Source organism: Pseudomonas sp. stari2, from assembly GCF_040760005.1.
Classification (GTDB): Bacteria; Pseudomonadota; Gammaproteobacteria; order Pseudomonadales; family Pseudomonadaceae; genus Aquipseudomonas.
In genome coordinates this window covers 1,842,510-1,859,723 of sequence record NZ_CP099760.1, presented here as the reverse complement: position 1 = coordinate 1,859,723, position 17,214 = coordinate 1,842,510, and the positions used below count along the sequence as shown (strand labels likewise).

Sequence of the window (17,214 nt, the reverse complement as noted above, 5' to 3'; positions counted from 1 at the left end):
ATGTAGCCAGGGAGCGATCAATATGACCAGCATGGAACCCGGTGTTTCCGGGGTCGATCCGCGGCTGAGCTTCGATGATCCGTTACTCGACGGTCTGTTGATCCTCTGCAAACTCCATGGCGCGACGGTCAGTCGCGCCAGCCTGAGTGCCGGCCTGCCCCTGGACAAGCAACGCCTGAGCCTTGAGCTGCTGCCCCGCGCCGCAGCCCGGGCCGGTTTGCAGGCGCGGCTGCTGCGCCGCGACCTAAAGGACATCTCCTCGCTCAACCTGCCGGTGCTGTTGCTGTTGAGCAATGGCCGCACCGCCGTATTGCGGCGTTTTGCCGATGACGGCAAGGCCCTGATTCTGCCCAGTGAAGCCGATGGCGGCGAACAGTGGGTCAGCCGCGAAGAACTCACCGAACACTACACCGGCCAGGCCTTGTTCGCCCGGCCCCGGCATGAACTGGAAGACCTGCGCTCACCGCTTGTGCCGAGGGTTCAGGCGTGGTTTCGCGACACCCTGAAGCTGTCGAAATGGCTCTACAGCGACGCGATCCTCGCCAGTTTTCTGATCAACCTGTTGGGCCTGATGGTGCCGCTGTTCGTCATGCAGACCTACGACCGCGTGGTGCCGAATCAGGCCACGTCGACCCTGTGGGTGCTGGCCATCGGGTTGCTGATCGGCACCGGTTTCGAACTGGTGTTGCGGGTGGTGCGCGCGCACCTGCTGGACACCGCCGGCAAGAAGACCGACGTGATCCTTTCCGCGACGTTGTTCGAGCGCATCACCGGCATGGCGATGAAGGCCCGGCCGGCGACCATCGGCGGTTTCGCCCAGAGCATTCACGACTTTCAGGGGCTGCGGGAATTTCTCACCGCAGTGACTCTGACCAGCCTGATCGACCTGCCCTTCGTGGTGCTGATGCTGGTGGTGATCGGCCTGCTCGGTGGCTGGCTGGTGGTGATTCCGTTGCTGGCGTTTCCGATCACGATCGTGTTCGCGATGATCATTCAGGTGCGCCTGCGTGACACCGTGCAAAAAAGCCTGAGCCTCGGTGCCGAGCGTCAGGCGCTGCTGATCGAAACCCTCGGCGGTCTGGAAACCCTCAAGGCCTGTAGCGCCGAAAGCGAGCGCCAGCACAAATGGGAAAGCACCCACGGCGCCCTCACCCGCCTCGACAGCCATGCGCGCAACCTCTCGGCACTGGCCACCAACGGCACGCTGTTCATCCAGCAATTCTCGGGGATGGCGACCATCGTCGCCGGGGTCTACAGCATCATCGCCGGCAACCTCAGCGTCGGCGCGCTGGTGGCCAGCTACATGCTCGGCAGTCGCGTGCTTGCACCACTGGGCCAGATCGCCGGGCTGATCACCCGCTACCAGCAAGCGCAACTGACCATGAAAAGCACCGACGCGCTGATGGCCCTGCCTCAGGAGCGCGACGGCAAACAGCGGCCGCTGGAGCGCACGCAACTGCAAGGCGCACTGGACATCAGCGGTGTGACCTTTCATTACAACGGCCAGAATGCACCGGCCCTGAGTAACGTCAGTTTCAGCCTCAAACCCGGCGAGCGGATCGGCATCATCGGCCGCAGCGGTTCCGGCAAAAGCACCCTGGCGCGGCTGGTGATGGGTTTCTACGAACCGGAAGAAGGCCAGTTGCTGCTCGACGGCCTCGACTTGCGGCAACTGGATGTCGCCGACCTGCGCCAGCAGATCGGTTACGTCGCCCATGACCTGCCGCTGCTGGCCGGCAGCCTGCGCGACAACCTCACGCTCGGCGCCCGCTACGTCAGCGACTCGCGAATGCTCGAAGTCGCCGAACTGACCGGTGTCACCGAGCTGGCACGCCAGCATCCGCAAGGCTTCGACCGGCCGGTGGGCGAACGCGGGCAATTGCTCTCCGGCGGGCAACGTCAGGCTGTGCTGCTGGCCCGAGCACTGCTGCTCGACCCGCCGATCATGCTGCTCGACGAACCTACCAGCGCCATGGACAACAGCAGCGAAGACGTCCTGCGCCAGAAGCTCCACGGCTGGGTGCAGGGCAAGACGCTGCTGCTGGTCACCCACCGCACCTCGATGCTGAGCCTGGTGGACCGGTTGCTGGTGCTGGACAAGGGCCGGATCGTCGCCGACGGTCCGAAAGAAGCGGTCATCGATGCACTGCGCAAGGGCCGGGTCGGCTCGGCGGCGGTCTAGGAGTTGCCCATGTCTGCTTCCTCCTCTTCAAAACAGCGCGGCTACTTCGACAGTTTCGGCAAAAGCGCCGAAGCCGAATTCATGCCGGAAACCGCCGGCGCTTCTTTGCAGGACTCGCCGCGCTGGTCGCGGATCACCGTGTGGCTGGCGGCGGCGCTGCTGATCTGCGCGCTGGTCTGGGCCAAATTCGCGGTGCTCGAAGAAGTGACCATGGGCGAAGGCAAGGCGATTCCGTCGAGCAAGGTCCAGGTGATCCAGAACCTCGAAGGCGGGATTGTCACCGAGATCTTCGTGCGTGAAGGACAAATGGTGAACAAGGGCGACACCCTGCTGCGTCTGGATGACACGCGGTTTCTGTCGAACAAGGGTGAAAGCGAGGCCGATCGCTATGCGTTGATGGCGCAGGTCGAGCGATTGTCGGCAGAGTCCGAAGGCCGGCCGATGAAGCTCTCCGACGAGATCATCAGCAAAGCGCCGCAAGTGGCCGAAGACGAACGCGCGCTGTACGACCAGCGCCAGCGGCGCCTGGCCAGTGAGCAACGCACGCTCACCGAACAGCTGCGGCAGAAGACTCAGGAACTGGCGGAGTTTCGCTCCAAGCAGGGTCAGTACAGTTCCAGCCTGGCGTTGCTCCAGCAAGAGATGAATATGTCGTCGCCGCTGGTGGGCACCGGGGCGGTGTCGCCGGTGGAAATCCTGCGGCTCAAACGCAGTGCGGTGGAAATTCGTGGGTCGCTGAACGCCACGACGCTGGCCATTCCCCGGGCCGAATCGGCGATCAACGAGATCAAGAGCAAGATCGACGAGTCGGAGCAGACCTTCCGCTCCGACGCGGCAAAGGACCTCAACCAGAAACGCACCGACCTGTCGAAAATCACCGCGTCAAGTATCGCCATCGACGACCGCGTCAGCCGCACCACCGTGACTTCGCCGGTGCACGGGGTGATCAAGCAATTGAAGGTCAACACCATCGGCGGCGTGGTTCAGCCGGGCAGTGACATGGTGGAAATCGTGCCGCTGGAAGACAACCTGCTGATCGAAGCCAAGGTCCGTCCGCAGGACGTGGCGTTCCTGCATCCGGGTCAGAAGGCGATGGTCAAGTTCAGCGCCTACGACTACACGATCTACGGCGGGCTCAGTGCCAAGCTTGAGCTGATTGGTGCCGACACCATCACCGACGACAAGGGCAACAGCTTCTACCTGATCCAGGTGCGTACCGACAAAAACCATTTGGGCGGGGATGTGAAACCGTTGCTGATCATCCCGGGCATGGTTGCCACGGTGGACATCATTACCGGGGAGAAAAGTGTGCTGGATTACCTGCTCAAACCGGTGTTGAAGGCACGGACCGAAGCGATGCGCGAACGCTGATGATTGATCGTTCCCACGCTCTGCGTGGGAACGATCTGCCACTATTTGTCAGCATGATTGCGCAGGAAAGTCTCCTCCCCCATCGCCGCGATCTGCCCCTCGATCAACGCCTCGAACGGCTTGAGCAACGGATCGAAAGAGGCCGGCGCTTCCAGTGTCTGCAACGCTTGAACGATCGCCTCGATGGTCGACAACGCTCCCGGCCCCGGTGCCTTGCGCAGCCGATACCGCGAAACCCCGCCCTGCGCCAGCGTCACCCGCGGCAACGCCGCCAGCAGCGGATTCAGATGCAACATCTTGCGCGCCTTGCGCCACGTGCCGTCCGGCACCACCAGCAACAACGGCTCATCGGAAGCCGCGTAAGCCTGCATCGGTTGTGCATCATCCGCCGGGAACAACAACCGCGCCCGATACCCCGGCCGGTTCAGCAGCGCAGGCAAATCCTCGAACACCTCGCCGACGATCAGTTCTGCATTGTTCAAACCGAGCGCCGCCAGCCGTGCGGTGTTGAGCGCGTGATTGACCTCGCTCGGGTGCTGCAACAGCAACACGCGGGTGCGGCTGTCGAGGCTGGGAATCAGCAGACACAGGCAGTGGGTTTGAGGGCGCAGGCAGCGCGGGCATTGGGGTCTGGACATGTTCTCAGGCCTGATTGAGCTGCGCTTTGAGCAGATCACGGAAAGTCTGGATCAGCGGCTCGCGGCTGCGGCCACGGCGCATGATCATGGAAAACGGCGCCTGATAACCGAAGGTCGCCGGCAGCAGCACCCGCAAATCACCCTTGTCGGCCCAGGCCTGGGCGTAGTGCTCTGGCAGGTAACCGATGTAGGCGCCGGACAGCACCAGAATCAGCTGTGCCTCCATACTTTCCACGGTGGCGGCGCTGTGTTTGAAACCGTGGCGTGCCAGTTCTGCCTGACTCCAGTAGCCCCGCCCGACCATACGTTGCTGGGTGATGACCTGCTCGGGAATCCGCCGCTCGTTGAACAACGGATGACGGCTGCTGCAATACAGCCAGTGCTGTTCGCGGTACAGCGGCATGTACACCAGACCGCTCATGCGCGTGGAGAATGCGCCAATGGCCAGATCGAGGCGGTTGTCCTGCACGCCGAGTTGCAGTTCGTAAGGGCTCATCACCGACAGATGCAAATGCACCGCAGGATGTTCCTGACTGTAGGCGCCAATGGCTTCGGCGAACGGCAGAGCCTTGTCGCTGACCGTGGAGTCGATCACCCCGAGGTTGAGCGTGCCGCGCAGTTCGCCCTTGAGTGCGGCGGCGTATTGCTCGAAACCTTCGAGTTCGGCGAGCAGGCGCAGGGTTTCCTGATGGAACAGCTCGCCCTTGCTGGTCAGGCTGAAACCGCCGCGACCACGATGGCACAGCACCAGACCGAGCGCGGCTTCGAGCTGGCTCATGTAGGTGCTGATCGCCGAGGTCGACAGGTTGAGTTCCTGCTGCGCGTTGGCAAAGCCCTGATGGCGCACGACGCTGACGAAGATGCGCAAAAGTTTCAGGTCGGGTAAAGCGTTGGCCATGGGGACTCCACTGATCGGGCAACGAGCATGGGCGAGAAGTCTATCTCCAGCCATTCCATTAGTTTAGAAAATTCTGAACTAAGTATTTGCCCGTAGCGATTCTTTCGCCTCACTACATTTCGCAGAATCGGCCCACAGCGGTGCCCGTGACCTTGCGAATGCGGCGCGCCGACATAAATAAAACAAAGACGATGAGGCCCTACCCGTGGACAAGATTCTTCACCAACCACTGGGCGGCAACGAAATGCCGCGCTTCGGCGGCATCGCCACCATGCTCCGACTCCCCCACGTACCGACCGCTGCCGGTCTGGACGCAGCCTTCGTTGGCGTGCCCCTGGACATCGGTACCTCGCTGCGCCCCGGCACCCGCTTCGGGCCGCGCGACATCCGCACTGAATCGGTGATGATCCGCCCGTACAACATGGCCACCGGCGCCGCGCCGTTCGACTCGCTGTCGGTTGCCGACATCGGTGACGTGGCGATCAACACCTTCAACCTGCTCGACGCCGTGCGCATCATCGAAGAAGCCTACGACAACATCCTCGAGCACAACGTGATCCCGATGACCCTGGGTGGCGACCACACCATCACCCTGCCGATCCTGCGTGCCATCCACAAAAAGCACGGCAAGGTCGGACTGGTGCACATCGATGCTCACGCTGACGTCAACGATCACATGTTCGGCGAGAAGATCGCCCACGGCACGACCTTCCGTCGCGCCGTCGAAGAAGGCCTTCTGGACTGCGACCGCGTGGTGCAGATTGGTCTGCGGGCGCAGGGTTACACCGCTGACGACTTCAACTGGAGCCGCGATCAGGGCTTCCGCGTTGTTCAAGCCGAAGAGTGCTGGCACAAGTCGCTGGAACCGCTGATGGCCGAAGTGCGCGAGAAAGTCGGTGGCGGCCCGGTGTACCTGAGCTTCGACATCGACGGCATCGACCCGGCTTGGGCGCCTGGCACCGGTACCCCGGAAATCGGTGGTCTGACGACCATTCAGGCGATTGAAATCGTTCGCGGCTGCCAGGGCCTCGACCTGATCGGCTGCGATCTGGTAGAAGTCTCGCCCGCTTATGACACCACCGGCAACACCTCGCTGCTGGCCGCCAACCTGCTGTACGAAATGCTCTGCGTACTGCCTGGCGTGGTCCATCGCTGAGGGTCGGATCATGAACGAACGTGATCAGGTTTTGAAAGCGGCCGCCGATCTGGTGTCCGCCTTCGCCCGCAACGATCGCGAAGCCTACTTCGGCGCGTTCAGCGCCGATGCGAGCTTCGTGTTCTACACCCTCGAACAGCCCCTGCTGTCGCGCGATGCCTATCAGGCGTTGTGGGATAGCTGGTGCGCCGAGGATGGCTTCGAAGTGCTGTCGTGCACTTCGAGCAACGCCTTCGTCAGCCTGCAAGGTGACGTGGCGGTGTTTATCCATGACGTGGCCACCGAGCTGCGCATGCAAGGGGAGCAACACTTCAGCCAGGAGCGCGAGACGATTGTTTTCAGGAAACAAGCGTCGAGCCTAGAACAACAAGGCCATTGGCTGGCCTGCCACGAACATTTGTCCGCAATGCCGGAAGGGCTGCCACCCCCTTAGCCAAACAGGTGACGCCTCACACACGATGCGGCGCGCCTTTGTGATCGGAGCAGATCATGAATAACAACAACAACGACCAAAGCCTTACGCAGATTGAAACCCACGGGGTCGAACAGATCCCGGACAACGAACGCACCGCCGGTCCCGTGGATTTGTTCCGCATGATCTTTGGCGGCGCGAATACCTTTGCCACCGCCGTGCTCGGCAGTTTCCCGGTGCTGTTCGGCCTGTCTTTTCAGGCCGGGGTCTGGGCGATTGTGTCGGGCGTGCTGCTCGGCTCGCTGATCCTCGCACCGATGGGCCTGTTCGGCCCGCTCAACGGCACCAACAATGCCGTGTCGTCGGGTGCGCACTTCGGCGTGCACGGGCGGATCGTCGGTTCGTTCCTGTCGCTGTTGACCGCCATCGCCTTCTTCTCGCTCTCGGTGTGGAGTTCGGGGGATGCGCTGATCGGTGGTGCGAAACGCCTGATCGGCCTGCCGGAAACCGACCTGACCCTGGGTCTGGCCTACGGTCTGTTTGCGGTGCTGGTGCTGACCGTGTGCATTTACGGTTTCCGCTTCCTGCTGTGGGTGAACAAGGTCGCGGTGTGGAGCGCGAGTCTGCTGTTCCTGCTGGGCATCTTTGCCTTCGCCGGTCCTTTCGATTCGCACTACGCCGGCACTGTCAGCCTCGGCCAGCCGGGCTTCTGGGCCGCGTTCATCGGCGCCGCGCTGGTGGCCATGAGCAACCCGATTTCCTTCGGCGCGTTCCTCGGCGACTGGGCCCGCTACATCCCGCGTGAAACTTCGCGCAAGCGGATCATGGCAGCGGTGATTTTCTCGCAAATCGCTACGTTCATCCCGTTCCTGTTCGGCCTGACCACTGCGACCATCGTAGCGATCCAGGCACCGGACTACATCGCGGCCAACAACTACGTCGGCGGTCTGCTGGCAGTGTCGCCGAGCTGGTTCTTCCTGCCGGTGTGCCTGATTGCGGTGATCGGCGGCATGTCCACCGGCACCACGTCGCTGTATGGCACCGGGCTGGACATGTCCAGCGTGTTCCCTCGCCTGCTGTCGCGGGTCAAGGCAACGCTGTTGATCGGCGTGCTGTCGATTGCCTTCATCTTCATCGGGCGCTTTGCGGCAAACCTGGTGCAGAGCGTGTCGACCTTCGCCGTGCTGATCATCACCTGCACCACGCCATGGATGGTGATCATGATCATCGGCCTGGTGGTGCGTCGCGGCTTCTACTGCCCGGACGACCTGCAAGTGTTCACGCGCGGCGAGCAAGGCGGACGCTACTGGTTCAGCCACGGCTGGAACTGGCGCGGCCTGGGTGCATGGATCCCGAGCGCGGCGGTCGGCCTGTGCTTCGTCAACCTGCCGGGGCAGTTCGTCGGCCCGCTGGGTGAACTGGCCGGCGGCATCGACATCAGCCTGCTGGTGACCCTGGGCCTGGCCTCGGTGATGTACCTGATGTTGCTGAGCCTGTTCCCGGAACCGGCGCTGGTCTACGGGCCGAAAGATCCACGGAGCAAAGGCGCGCATGCGCCGGCTGAAGCGGCGCTGCGTCAGGCCGCCTGAAGAAACGAATCGCCTGTGGGGGTCAGCCTTCTCCCACAGTGTTCCACCCCATAAAAAAGACAATCGGAGACACGCCATCATGGCTTTGGATTTATTCGTCGTCCTCATCTACGCGGCCGGCATGCTGTTGCTCGGCTATTTCGGCATGCGCAAAGCCAAGACCAACGAGGACTTCCTCGTCGCCGGGCGTAACCTCGGCCCGAGCCTGTACATGGGCACCATGGCCGCGACCGTCCTGGGTGGTGCGTCCACCGTCGGCACCGTGCGTCTGGGCTACGTGCACGGCATCTCCGGTTTCTGGCTGTGCGCGGCACTGGGTTGCGGCATCGTCGCGCTGAACCTGTTCCTGGCCAAGCCGCTGCTGAAACTGAAGATCTACACCGTTACCCAGGTCTTGGAAAAACGCTACAACCCGATGGCCCGCTCGGCGAGCGCGGCGATCATGCTGGCCTACGCACTGATGATCGGCGTGACCTCGATCCTCGCCATCGGCACCGTGCTGCAAGTACTGTTCGGCCTGCCGTTCTGGGTCTCGGTGCTGCTCGGCGGTGGCGTCGTGGTGGTGTACTCGGCCATCGGCGGTATGTGGTCACTGACCCTGACCGACATCGTCCAGTTCATCATCAAGACCGTGGGCCTGATGTTCATCCTGTTGCCAATCTGCCTGTACAAAGTCGGTGGCTGGGACGAACTGGCGCTGAAGCTGCCGGCGGCGGCGTTCAACTTCACCACCATCGGCTGGGACACGATCATCACCTACTTCATGATCTACTTCTTCGGCATCCTGATCGGTCAGGACATCTGGCAACGGGTGTTCACCGTCAAGAATGAAAAAGTAGCTCAGTACGCCGGCAGCTTCGCGGGCATCTACTGCATCCTCTACGGTCTGGCCTGCGCCCTGATCGGCATGGCGGCGCACGTACTGATCCCGGATCTGGACAACGTCAACAACGCCTTCGCCGCCATCGTCAAACTGTCGCTGCCGGACGGCATCCGTGGTCTGGTGATCGCCGCCGCCCTGGCCGCGATGATGTCCACCGCCAGCGCCGGCCTGCTCGCCGCCGCCACCACCCTGACCGAAGACCTGCTGCCGAAACTGCGTGGCGGCAAACAGTCGAGCCTGGGCGTGAACCGCCTGTTCACCCTGTTGACCGGTGTCGTGGTGCTGGGTATTGCACTGGTGGTCAATGACGTGATCAGTGCACTGACTTTGGCCTACAACCTGTTGGTGGGCGGCATGCTGATCCCGCTGATCGGTGCGATTTTCTGGAAACGCGCCACCACCGCCGGCGCCATCGCCAGCATGGGTATGGGCTTCGCCACGGCCCTGCTGTTCATGGTCAAGGACGGTCTGGACGCCAACACTCCAATCTATTACAGCCTGGCCGTGGGTCTGGTGAGTTTCGTCGTGGTCAGCCTGATGTCGCGTCGCCCTGCCCCGGTGGCCAGTGCGATCTAAGCTGAAGCGTTAGCAACAACTTTCTTCGGCGGGTGTGGCGTCGGTTGCCACACCCGTTTTTTTCGTCTCAAGGAAAGTGATCATGAAGATTGTCAGCCGAGACCAATGGTTCGAGGTGAAAACGCTGAATGACGGCGTCCGCTTGATCCACGAACCGTTCATCCGCCCCTTCTATCGCTGTAACCTGTGGCACATTCAGGGCCGTGACAAGGATCTGCTGCTCGACAGCGGCTCCGGACTCGTCAGCCTGCGCGAGCAACTGCCTTGGCTCACCGAGCGACCGCTGGTGGCAGTGGCCAGTCATTGCCATTTCGACCATATCGCCGGGCATCACGAATTTGCCGAACGGCTGGTACACCCCGCCGAGGCGGACATTCTGGCGGCGCCGGATGGCGAGAATGACTTGAGCCGGGCCTTCGTCGGCGACGACATGTTCGAAGCGCACCCGGATTGCCCGTTGTGCTACGCCGAGTACCGGGTCAAGGCTGCGCCGGCCACCGGATTTGTCGAGGACGGCGATGTGCTGGACCTGGGCAATCGCACGTTGCAGGTGCTGCACACGCCGGGGCATTCGCCGGGTGGGATCAGCCTCTATGAAGCCGCCACCGAAACCCTGTTCAGCGGCGACATCATCTACGACGGGCCATTGATCGAAGACGCCTACCACTCCAATCTTGAGGATTACGCCGCCAGCCTGCGACGCTTGCAGGCGCTGCCGATCCGCACGGTGCATGGCGGGCATTTCGGCAGTTTCTCCGGAACGCATTTACGCTCTATGATTGACGAATGGTTGCGCCGGCACGCCTGAGGCCTGCTGTACTCCAGTCAGACCCACCAATATAAGATCTGCCATGAGAAGAGCTGCCGTGCGTGCCGCCGTGCACAGTTTCATCAAGCGTCTGCTGGAAAACCGCGACTTCAATGACCGCACCAGCCTGGCTGAGTTGGGTCTGGAGAAGGCGGATATAGAAGATCTCATCTTCCATCTGGAAGATGAATTCGGACTGACGGCATTCACCGCCGAAGAAGATCACATGCTCAAGACCGCGAAAACCGCGAACGACTTGAGCCGGTTTCTGATCGAGATCGGGCGACACTGAAAAGCAAAAGATCGCAGTCTTCGTCAGCGCCTGCACGGTTTCATGCAGGCGCTGACGAAGACTGCGATCTCTCTATCTTCAAATCCTTGTTATTCAGATCGGGGCATTAGCGCCGACGCTGCTGACGCCGACGCTGTTCGTCATCAGTGCGAATCGGGACCGGTTGCAGAGGCGGTTCGATCAAGCCGAGGGCAACACCCAAATCGTGCAGCCAGTTCTGAATTTTCTCTTTCATCGTCATGCCCCCTTCAGGGTGGTGCTGAGCGGCCGGAATTCTGTAGCCGCTTCGCACTGATAATAGTCCGAAGTCCTACGCAATGCTCGGCGAAATCCGCAATGATCTGTTACTGAATGGATCAGAATCCCTGACCGTTCGTTCAAGCCGTTTCCCGGGCATCTTCGCCAGCCACGGGATAGAGCGCCTGCTGCTGCTCAATCCACGCATTGAGGTTGGCCCCCACCATACCCCGGCGCCACATGAGCCATGTTGTCGCACTGGCAAAGGGTTCGGCCAGCGGGTGCACCGCGACACTTTCGCGGCCCGGCAGGCTGGCGAGCATCGATTCCGACATCAGCGCCACGCCGCTGCCGGCAATCACGCAGGCCAGCATGCCTTGATAGGACTCGATCTCCATCGCCCGGCCCATTGCCGCGTGATAGTGGGCAAACCACGACTCCAGCCGCGCGCGATAGGCGCAGCCATGACGAAAGGTGAACACCGCCCGCCCCTCGACATCCTTGGCACTGCGCACCGGCGGGTGATCGGCCTCGCTGATCAGCACCAGCCGCTCGTTGCACAACGGCACCCCGTCGATCCCGGCCAGTTGTGGGGGGCCGTCCACCAGCGCCGCGTCGAGGCGTCCGGTGAGCAGGCCTTCGAGCAATTCACCACTGGGCCCGGACTGCACCTGAAGATTCACCGCCGGATACTGTTTGTGATAGCGCGCCAGCAACGCCGGCAGATGAATCGCGGCGGTGCTGTACAGAGTGCCGAGCACGAAATCCCCTGCCGGTTGCCCGCCCATCACCGCCGCACTGGCCTGATCACGCAGGGCGAACAGTTTGCCGGTGTAGTCCAGCAGGACTTTTCCCGCAGGCGACAACTGCAAACGCTGACGTTCGCGGACGAACAGTTCGACGCCCAATTGCTCTTCGAGCTGTTTGAGCCGGGTCGACAGGTTCGACGGCACGCGATGCAAACGGTCAGCGGCGCGAGTGATCGAGCCCTCCTCCGCCACGGCCTGGAAGATCCGCAATTGGCTGAACTCCACAACCATTCTCCTGAAAAGAACAAGTTACTCACTATTATTCAATTTTAAAGAAAGTCAATCAGTCCTAGCCTGACGGTCATTGAACCTCTAACGGAATCCAGACCATGTCGCCGCTGATTCGCTTATCCGCCAGTTTCATTGCCCTGATGATGGCCATGGGCATCGGGCGTTTCGCCCTCACACCGCAACTTCCCCACCTGATCAGCGAAGGCCAGATCGACCTGACTGCCGCCGGTCTGGTTGCAGCCGCCAACTACCTCGGTTATCTGCTCGGCGCCGTGGACGCGATGTTTTCTCGCCGCCCCGATCAAGTGCAGCGGCGTCTGCATGGCGGCTTGTGGTTGTGTGTGCTGCTGACACTGGCATCGTTCTGGGCCAACGGTTTCTGGTCGCATTTGCTGTTGCGCTTCGGCACCGGCGTGGCCAGTGCCTGGGTGCTGGTGATGATTACCGCGCTGAGCCAGCCGCTGGCTGCGGCCGCGGGTCGTCCACGGCTGGGAGCGCTGGTCTTTGCCGGGCCGGGGCTGGGGATTTTTCTGACGGGGTTGCTGGCGCTGTTCTCACATCTGGCGCAGCAGACTTCCGCAACGTTGTGGCTGATCTACGCCGCTGTGGCACTGGTCATGTTGCTGGGGATCGTGCGAATTCTGCCGCAACCGGGAGCAGGTGCGCCGCTCGCGCCTGTTGCCGACGCTCCGTCGAATCGTGGCATTGCGCGCTTGGCGGTGGTGTATGCCTTGTACGGCGTGGGCTACATCATCCCGGCCACGTTTCTGTCGCAGATGGCCAATGCACAGTTTCACGGGCAATGGCAGGCGGATCTGTTCTGGCCATGCTTCGGCCTCGCCGCCGCGATTGGCGTGTTACTGGTGAGTTTGCGTCGGCACGATCCGGAAACCACCCGTCACTGGTTGATGGCGACGTTGTGGCTGCAGGCCGCCGGAGTGTTTGCCTGCCTGCTGGGCAGCGGCCTCGGCCTGGCGCTGGGCGTGATCCTGTGCGGCACGCCGTTCCTGTCCTGCATGCAACTGGTGATGCAACGCTCCCGAGAACTGGCGCCCCACGCCACCCAGCGCAACGCCGGCCTGCTCACCGCGTGCTTCGCCGTCGGCCAGCTCAGCGGACCGTTGCTGGCAGCGGTCAGCAGCCACTTCAGCGGTGGCCTGCAACCGGCGCTGGTGATTGCCGGCAGCGGCTTGCTGATCGCCGGCGGTCTGGCGTGGAAACCGCTTACGACTGGCCGAGCGCTTTGCGCAAGCGCCGACGCACCCACTGTTCCGCGCTGACAAAGGTGATGCCGAGCAACACCAGCACGGCACCGATGACGAAATTCAGGCTCAGTTCTTCGCCCAGCAGCACCACGCCGAACGTGACGCCGAACAACGGCGTCATGAAGGAAAACACCGCCAGATTGGCCGCCAGATAACGGCGCAGCAGCCAGAACCAGGTCAGGTAGCTGAAGAACGACACCACCAGGCCCTGGAACAACACGCTGCCAAGCGCCACGGCGGTCAGGCTGGCGTGGGTGATCTGGCCGCTGAGCAGTGCGATCAACAGCAGGCCGACGAAACCGACGATCAACTGGTAAAAAAGCGTCAGCGTCACCGGCGCTTCCGACAGGCGCGAAGCACGCACTACCACGGTGGTCGCGCCCCAACTCGCCCCGGCCAGCACGCCGAGGGCATCGCCCATCAACATGCGGTGATCGAGGTTGTCCCACGACACCCCGCCGGCAAACGCCACGGCAATGCCGACGAACGCCATGAAAATCCCCAGCCATTGCACCGGCCGCAGACGCTCACTGGGCAACAGGAAATGCACACCGAGTGCGGTGAAGATCGGCGCTGTATAGAGGAACACCGACATGTGCGCCGCCGTGGTCAATTGCAAGCCTTCGGAGATGAACAGGAACTCCAGACCGAACAAGGCACCCGCCAGCAAGCCGCCACGCCAGGTATTGCCGACCTGATCCCAGCCGCCCTTCCAGCAGATGAGCAGTCCTACCAACAACGCGGAAATCCCCGACCGCCCCGCCGCCTGCATCACCGGCGCGATATCGCTTGCCGCCCACTTGATCAGCACCTGCTGCACGCCCCAGATCAGGCACAGGCCGATCATCACTTGCAGGGCAAAACCGTCGGCACTGCGCCGACTGACACTCACCGCAGCACCTCGAATACACACAACATGGCAGTTTTTCCAATGGTCAAAGCAAAGCCCCGGCTCTTCGTCCGGGGCGAAAAATAGTCTCGGGGATTATTAACCAGTTGGCCAGAAAAAGCCGTCTGGAAGAGACACTACATTCTCCTGAAGCGTCAGCGGTGACGGGCTGATCTGCCAAACCCGCTGACCACGGCAAATCCGACCGTACAGGCCAGCGCTGTGGCAAACGTCCCCCATGCCCAATCCAGCAATGTCACCTGCACCGACCAGCCGCGAAGCGTCGCCCAGTTGGTCAGATCATAGGTGCCATAAGCGACCAGCCCGAGCAGCGCGCCCATGCGGGCGGCTCGCTGCCAGGTCATCGAAGGCAACACCACAAACGCCACACACCCGAAAACGTACAGGCAATAAAAAACCGCTGCTGGCACCAGCAACGGTTTTTCGAGCATCAGCGAACCGAGCAGTTCGCGATAGGTCGGCGCCATCAGCACGCCGAGCCAGAGGCCGTCGAGCAGTAGAAACGTCAGCAGCGTGGCGACGTAGGCAATCAGTGCTTTTTTCATCTGCCCGACCTCAACTGAGCCCATGCAACATGGGCCACGTCAGGCTCAGGTTAGTTCAATGCGATCGGCATGAATGACGATCTTGCCTTCCTTGTACAACGAACCGATGGCCTTCTTGAAGTTGCCCTTGCTGACGCCGAACAGACTGCTGATCAGCGCCGGATCGCTCTTGTCGCTGACGGCCAGGGTGCCGTTGCTTTCACGCAACTTGGCGAGAATCTTCGAACTCAGGCTGCTGGCCGCTTCCTGTCCTACCGGTTGCAGGCTCAGGCTGATCTTGCCGTCGGCACGCACTTCCTTGATGAAACCTTTCTCGCGCATGCCGGAACGCATGAACTTGAAGATTTCGTTCTTGTGAATCAGACCCCAATGCTTGTTGTTGATGACTGCCTTGAAACCCATGTCGGTGGCTTCGGCCACCAGCAGATCAACTTCCTGGCCCACGCTGTAGTTGGCCGGGGTCTTGTCCAGATAACGATCCAGGCGCGCGGTGGCGGTGATGCGGCGGGTGTGCTTGTCGAGGTAGACGTGCACCACGCAATACTCGCCAGCGGTCATCTGGCGTTTTTCTTCGGAGTAAGGCAGCAGCAGATCCTTGGGCAGGCCCCAATCGAGGAACACACCGATGCTGTTGACTTCAACAACTTTCAAACTGGCAAATTCACCAACCTGAACTTTTGGTTTTTCAGTGGTGGCAATTAGTTTGTCATCGCTGTCCAGATAAATGAAAACATTGAGCCAGTCTTCATCTTCGCTGGGAATATCTTTGGGGATATAACGGTTGGGCAAAAGAATTTCGCCGTCGGCACCGCCGTCCAGATATAAACCGAAGTTAGTGTGTTTAACCACTTGCAAACTGTTGTAGCGCCCGACTAAAGCCATTTCCAATACCCTCATTGCGTGGGCGGCATTCTACCCGGTTTTGCCGGGTTCGTTGGCCGGCAGATCCTCCCGCCGACTGAAATTTGCGCGAAGCCTTGAATTTCCTTGGTTTGCCGCCGAGCAGGTGCCACTCGTCAGACCACCTTGGCGACTCCCCGGCGCGTCACCCCCGCGAAAAAGCCACCGTCCCCGATAAACGTTTTTATTTAAAACAGCAGGTTAGCGGGATATTTCTAATAATTAATCGAGAATAATCCACCCGTACGCTGGGTTATCCCGGGGGATATTTACCAAGCAATTGTCAAGTTATTACTGTACGATGCCTGGCCGAGTTACTTTTCTACAGGTTAATGGCCGCCATGCGTGTAAAAGCATCCACCAGCAAAGCAAAGCCAGCTCCAGCCGTTGAAACCAGCGAATCGATCAACGATCAGATCGCGGCGTTCCTCAAGTCCGGCGGCGAGATCCAGCAAATTGCCAAGGGCGTCAGCGGCCAGACGTTCGGCCCGTCCAAGCAGATCAGCCTGGGCAAGAAGTAACACCCCGCAACATCCCAGTCCCAAGGCGCTTTGAGCTTCGAAGCGTCTGGACCGGAACCCTCGCAGAACCTCTCTCGCGTTTAATCAACCCCGACAAAACCACAGAAATCGACGAACGGCCCTCGATGGCGATCATTCGCCGGTATCCTTGCACGCGTCTGGATCAAGCGTTTCAGCAGGTACGTCGGCCTGCGCTCGCTGTTCAAGGAGTGACGCATGCTCAAACCCCTCTGTTTATTTCTTGCAGGACTACTGGCGAGCCCGGTGGCGCACGCACAGATTTTCCAGCGCGAACTTGGCGACTTCGACCTAAAGCTCGGCACCACTCCGAGCCGCAGCATGGCCCAGGGTCTGGTCAAGCCCTCGGCAGCCGGCTCGTTCCACGGCGGCCTCGATCTGACCCACGACAGAGGCCTCTACATTGGCCAGTACGCGCCGAGCATGGGGCTGACGCCAGGCAAGAATCTGGAGATCGACTCCTACGTAGGCTTTAAACAACCTTTCGATCAAACCCTCGGCTACGAAGTCGGGATGATCCATTACAGCTATCCGAAGATCGACACCCTCGACAGCCAAGAGCTGTTCGGCGGCCTGACCCTGCTCGGCAGCCGTTTCGGCATCGCACTGAGCAACGACCCGGACAAACAGAACAACACCTTGTTCGCCGATCTGCGCGGCAACCAGCCGTTCGGCATCGGGATCAGCATGAAATACACCACCCATCAGCTCAATACGCCGGTCTCGGTGGACGGTGGTTATGTCAGCAGTTTTACCGACTGGTCGGTGAAATTTTCCCGGCCGGTGATGGGTATCGACCTGGACCTGATCTACAGCAACTCCAGCCTCAGCGGCAGCGACTGTTCGGCGTACTCCGGGCACAACAGCCAGTGCGACGGGCTGGTCACGCTCAAGGCCGAACGCGCGTTCTATTGATTGGCTGAACTGCCGGGAGCATCCTGCGTTCACATAAGAATCAGACGCCAGGCTTTCG

General features: G+C 61.2%; 18 protein-coding genes. 11 read left to right on the top strand and 7 right to left on the bottom strand.

The features are described 5' to 3' along the window. Window positions 1-22: 22 nt before the first annotated feature. Together NH234_RS08610 and NH234_RS08605 are read left to right on the top strand one after the other, a co-directional pair. Window positions 23-2,182, top strand: coding sequence for a type I secretion system permease/ATPase (locus tag NH234_RS08610; RefSeq protein ID WP_367256306.1), 2,160 nt, complete (start codon window positions 23-25; stop codon window positions 2,180-2,182). Between the two features lie 9 nt (window positions 2,183-2,191). Continuing rightward, complete coding sequence (locus NH234_RS08605; RefSeq protein ID WP_367256305.1) at window positions 2,192-3,553, top strand: HlyD family type I secretion periplasmic adaptor subunit; 1,362 nt, start codon at window positions 2,192-2,194, stop codon at window positions 3,551-3,553. A 41-nt stretch (window positions 3,554-3,594) separates the two neighbouring features. Here the strand turns inward: NH234_RS08605 and NH234_RS08600 are convergent, their stop codons facing one another. Together NH234_RS08600 and NH234_RS08595 are read right to left on the bottom strand one after the other, a co-directional pair. Further along, window positions 3,595-4,191 carry a tRNA-uridine aminocarboxypropyltransferase gene (locus NH234_RS08600; protein WP_367256304.1) on the bottom strand — a complete coding sequence of 199 codons (597 nt, stop codon included), beginning with the start codon at window positions 4,189-4,191 and terminating at the stop codon, window positions 3,595-3,597. 4 nt (window positions 4,192-4,195) lie between these two features. Further along, window positions 4,196-5,089 (bottom strand): LysR family transcriptional regulator, encoded by an 894-nt coding sequence (locus tag NH234_RS08595; protein WP_007956593.1) that lies wholly within the window; start codon window positions 5,087-5,089, stop codon window positions 4,196-4,198. A 205-nt stretch (window positions 5,090-5,294) separates the two neighbouring features. Here NH234_RS08595 and speB point away from each other — a divergent pair, with 205 nt between their 5' ends. The 6 genes from speB to NH234_RS08565 all read left to right on the top strand — a co-directional run bounded on the left by speB (window position 5,295) and on the right by NH234_RS08565 (window position 10,805). Then, window positions 5,295-6,245, top strand: a complete 951-nt coding sequence (speB, locus tag NH234_RS08590; RefSeq protein ID WP_007956591.1) for an agmatinase — start codon at window positions 5,295-5,297, stop codon at window positions 6,243-6,245. A 10-nt stretch (window positions 6,246-6,255) separates the two neighbouring features. Beyond that, a complete protein-coding gene (locus NH234_RS08585) occupies window positions 6,256-6,678 on the top strand; it encodes a nuclear transport factor 2 family protein (RefSeq protein ID WP_367256303.1) in 423 nt (140 codons plus the stop codon). Between the two features lie 56 nt (window positions 6,679-6,734). Beyond that, window positions 6,735-8,246, top strand: coding sequence for a cytosine permease (locus NH234_RS08580; RefSeq protein ID WP_085730100.1), 1,512 nt, complete (start codon window positions 6,735-6,737; stop codon window positions 8,244-8,246). Between the two features lie 79 nt (window positions 8,247-8,325). Next, window positions 8,326-9,705 carry a sodium:solute symporter gene (locus NH234_RS08575; RefSeq protein WP_367256302.1) on the top strand — a complete coding sequence of 460 codons (1,380 nt, stop codon included), beginning with the start codon at window positions 8,326-8,328 and terminating at the stop codon, window positions 9,703-9,705. Between the two features lie 82 nt (window positions 9,706-9,787). Then, window positions 9,788-10,513: an MBL fold metallo-hydrolase gene (locus NH234_RS08570; RefSeq protein ID WP_085730098.1), complete on the top strand. Its 726-nt coding sequence runs from the start codon at window positions 9,788-9,790 to the stop codon at window positions 10,511-10,513. A gap of 43 nt (window positions 10,514-10,556) precedes the next feature. Next, window positions 10,557-10,805, top strand: coding sequence for a phosphopantetheine-containing protein (locus tag NH234_RS08565; RefSeq protein WP_085730097.1), 249 nt, complete (start codon window positions 10,557-10,559; stop codon window positions 10,803-10,805). Between the two features lie 106 nt (window positions 10,806-10,911). Here the strand turns inward: NH234_RS08565 and NH234_RS08560 are convergent, their stop codons facing one another. After that, window positions 10,912-11,040, bottom strand: coding sequence for a PA1414 family protein (locus NH234_RS08560; protein WP_007914492.1), 129 nt, complete (start codon window positions 11,038-11,040; stop codon window positions 10,912-10,914). Window positions 11,041-11,182: 142 nt separating this feature from the next. Further along, window positions 11,183-12,076, bottom strand: a complete 894-nt coding sequence (locus NH234_RS08555) for a LysR family transcriptional regulator (RefSeq protein ID WP_085730096.1) — start codon at window positions 12,074-12,076, stop codon at window positions 11,183-11,185. Window positions 12,077-12,180: 104 nt separating this feature from the next. Here NH234_RS08555 and NH234_RS08550 point away from each other — a divergent pair, with 104 nt between their 5' ends. Then, on the top strand, window positions 12,181-13,362 hold the full coding sequence (locus NH234_RS08550; RefSeq protein WP_367256301.1) for an MFS transporter: 1,182 nt from the start codon (window positions 12,181-12,183) through the stop codon (window positions 13,360-13,362). On the opposite strand, the gene NH234_RS08545 is transcribed toward NH234_RS08550, so the two are convergent. From NH234_RS08545 to NH234_RS08535, 3 genes are all read right to left on the bottom strand, one after another. Next, window positions 13,307-14,239 (bottom strand): DMT family transporter, encoded by a 933-nt coding sequence (locus NH234_RS08545; RefSeq protein ID WP_367256300.1) that lies wholly within the window; start codon window positions 14,237-14,239, stop codon window positions 13,307-13,309. The genes NH234_RS08550 and NH234_RS08545 overlap by 56 nt on opposite strands. Window positions 14,240-14,391: 152 nt before the next feature. Further along, on the bottom strand, window positions 14,392-14,802 hold the full coding sequence (locus NH234_RS08540) for a DUF2177 family protein (RefSeq protein ID WP_085730093.1): 411 nt from the start codon (window positions 14,800-14,802) through the stop codon (window positions 14,392-14,394). 45 nt (window positions 14,803-14,847) lie between these two features. Further along, window positions 14,848-15,684 carry a S1-like domain-containing RNA-binding protein gene (locus tag NH234_RS08535; RefSeq protein ID WP_085710349.1) on the bottom strand — a complete coding sequence of 279 codons (837 nt, stop codon included), beginning with the start codon at window positions 15,682-15,684 and terminating at the stop codon, window positions 14,848-14,850. Window positions 15,685-16,034: 350 nt separating this feature from the next. On the opposite strand from NH234_RS08535, the gene NH234_RS08530 reads away from it, so the two are divergent. Continuing rightward, window positions 16,035-16,223 (top strand): hypothetical protein, encoded by a 189-nt coding sequence (locus NH234_RS08530; protein ID WP_016985943.1) that lies wholly within the window; start codon window positions 16,035-16,037, stop codon window positions 16,221-16,223. A gap of 216 nt (window positions 16,224-16,439) precedes the next feature. Continuing rightward, window positions 16,440-17,156 carry a TorF family putative porin gene (locus NH234_RS08525; protein WP_367256298.1) on the top strand — a complete coding sequence of 239 codons (717 nt, stop codon included), beginning with the start codon at window positions 16,440-16,442 and terminating at the stop codon, window positions 17,154-17,156. Window positions 17,157-17,214: the final 58 nt, after the last annotated feature.

Coding starts and splice junctions, on each gene's coding strand:
- NH234_RS08610 (WP_367256306.1), top strand. CDS start 23: ATGACCAGCATGGAACCCGGTGTTTCCGGGGTCGATCCGCGGCTGAGC.
- NH234_RS08605 (WP_367256305.1), top strand. CDS start 2,192: ATGTCTGCTTCCTCCTCTTCAAAACAGCGCGGCTACTTCGACAGTTTC.
- NH234_RS08600 (WP_367256304.1), bottom strand. CDS start 4,191: ATGTCCAGACCCCAATGCCCGCGCTGCCTGCGCCCTCAAACCCACTGC.
- NH234_RS08595 (WP_007956593.1), bottom strand. CDS start 5,089: ATGGCCAACGCTTTACCCGACCTGAAACTTTTGCGCATCTTCGTCAGC.
- NH234_RS08585 (WP_367256303.1), top strand. CDS start 6,256: ATGAACGAACGTGATCAGGTTTTGAAAGCGGCCGCCGATCTGGTGTCC.
- NH234_RS08580 (WP_085730100.1), top strand. CDS start 6,735: ATGAATAACAACAACAACGACCAAAGCCTTACGCAGATTGAAACCCAC.
- NH234_RS08575 (WP_367256302.1), top strand. CDS start 8,326: ATGGCTTTGGATTTATTCGTCGTCCTCATCTACGCGGCCGGCATGCTG.
- NH234_RS08570 (WP_085730098.1), top strand. CDS start 9,788: ATGAAGATTGTCAGCCGAGACCAATGGTTCGAGGTGAAAACGCTGAAT.
- NH234_RS08565 (WP_085730097.1), top strand. CDS start 10,557: ATGAGAAGAGCTGCCGTGCGTGCCGCCGTGCACAGTTTCATCAAGCGT.
- NH234_RS08560 (WP_007914492.1), bottom strand. CDS start 11,040: ATGAAAGAGAAAATTCAGAACTGGCTGCACGATTTGGGTGTTGCCCTC.
- NH234_RS08550 (WP_367256301.1), top strand. CDS start 12,181: ATGTCGCCGCTGATTCGCTTATCCGCCAGTTTCATTGCCCTGATGATG.
- NH234_RS08540 (WP_085730093.1), bottom strand. CDS start 14,802: ATGAAAAAAGCACTGATTGCCTACGTCGCCACGCTGCTGACGTTTCTA.
- NH234_RS08535 (WP_085710349.1), bottom strand. CDS start 15,684: ATGGCTTTAGTCGGGCGCTACAACAGTTTGCAAGTGGTTAAACACACT.
- NH234_RS08530 (WP_016985943.1), top strand. CDS start 16,035: ATGGCCGCCATGCGTGTAAAAGCATCCACCAGCAAAGCAAAGCCAGCT.
- NH234_RS08525 (WP_367256298.1), top strand. CDS start 16,440: ATGCTCAAACCCCTCTGTTTATTTCTTGCAGGACTACTGGCGAGCCCG.